Origin of the sequence: Streptococcus sp. HMSC064H09 (assembly GCF_001812625.1) — a bacterium.
Taxonomy (GTDB): domain Bacteria; phylum Bacillota; class Bacilli; order Lactobacillales; family Streptococcaceae; genus Streptococcus.
In genome coordinates, this window is the sequence record NZ_KV809601.1 from 4,131 (window position 1) to 5,701 (window position 1,571).

At 41.9% G+C, this 1,571-nt stretch carries 1 pseudogene; it reads right to left on the reverse strand.

Annotated elements, in window-relative coordinates:
* Positions 1-745: 745 nt before the first annotated feature.
* Positions 746-1,571, reverse strand: a pseudogene (locus HMPREF2867_RS11710) (clumping factor A); the annotation flags it as partial.

The following is a 1,571-nucleotide window of genomic DNA, read 5'->3' on the forward strand; positions in this document are numbered from 1 at the left end:
CTTCAGAGAGTGCTTCAGTATCTGAGTCACAATCCGTTTCAAACTCAGAGTCCGCTTCAGAAAGTGCATCAGTAAGCGAATCACAATCATTGTCTAATTCCGAGTCTGCATCTGCAAGTGAGTCGATTTCAGAATCACAATCATTGTCTACTTCAGAATCCGCGTCTGTAAGCGAATCAATCTCTGAGTCGCAATCAGTGTCAAACTCAACTTCAGCCTCAGTAAGTGCTTCAGTTTCAGAATCACAGTCTGTTTCAAATTCTGGGTCAGCCTCAGCGAGTGCTTCAGTTTCAGAATCACAATCAGTGTCTAATTCAGAATCATCGTCAGTAAGTGAATCAATTTCAGTCTCACAGTCTGTTTCAAACTCAGAGTCAGCTTCAGTAAGCGAATCAATTAGTGAGTCACAATCAGTGTCAAACTCAGAGTCAGCATCAAAGAGCGAATCGACATCAGCGTCACAATCCGAGTCAAACTCAGAATCATCGTCAGTAAGTGAATCAATTTCAGAATCACAATCAGCCTCAACTTCCGAGTCATCGTCAGAAAGTGCATCAACGTCAACATCTCAGTCTGAGTCGAACTCAACTTCAGCCTCAGTAAGTGTGTCAACATCAACATCACAGTTGGAGTCGAATTCAGTCTCAGCTTCAGAAAGTGCGTCAACATCAACATCACAGTCTGAATCGAACTCAACTTCAGCATATGAAAGTGCCTCAACATCAATCTCTCAATCAATCTCAAATTACGAGTCAGCTTCAGAGAGTGAGTCAGTATCTGAATCGCAGTCAGTCTCGAACTCAGAGTCAGCCTCAGAGAGTGAGTCAACATCGACATCACAATCCGAATCAAATTCAGTTTCTACTTCAGAAAGTGCCTCAACGTCAGCGTCACAATCCGAATCAAATTCAGTTTCAGCCTCTGAAAGTACTTCAGTAAGTGAATCACAGTCAGTTTCAAACTCAGAATCAGCTTCAACAAGTGCTTCAGTTTCAGAATCACAATCTGTATCAAATTCCGAGTCAGCTTCAACGAGTGAATCAATTTCAGAATCACAATCGGTTTCAAACTCAGAGTCATCGTCAGAAAGTGCCTCAACGTCGACATCACAATCAGAGTCAAATTCAACTTCAGCCTCAGTAAGTGCTTCAATTTCAGAGTCACAGTCTGTTTCAATTTCAGAATCAGCTTCAACGAGTGAATCAATTTCAGAATCACAATCGGTTTCAAACTCAGAGTCATCGTCAGAAAGTGCTTCAGTAAGAGAATCACAGTCTGTTTCTAATTCAGAATCAGCGTCAGTAAGTGAATCGACATCAGCGTCACAATCAGAATCAAACTCAGTTTCGACTTCAGAGAGTGAGTCGACATCAGCGTCACAATCCGAGTCAAACTCAGTTTCAGTCTCAGTAAGTGCATCTGTTTCAGCCTCACAATCTGCCTCAACTTCAGAATCAGCCTCTGTAAGTGAATCAGTATCAGAATCACAGTCTATTTCAAACTCAGAGTCAGCCTCAGTAAGCGAATCAATTAGTGAGTCACAATCAGTGTCAAACTCAGAGTCAGCATCA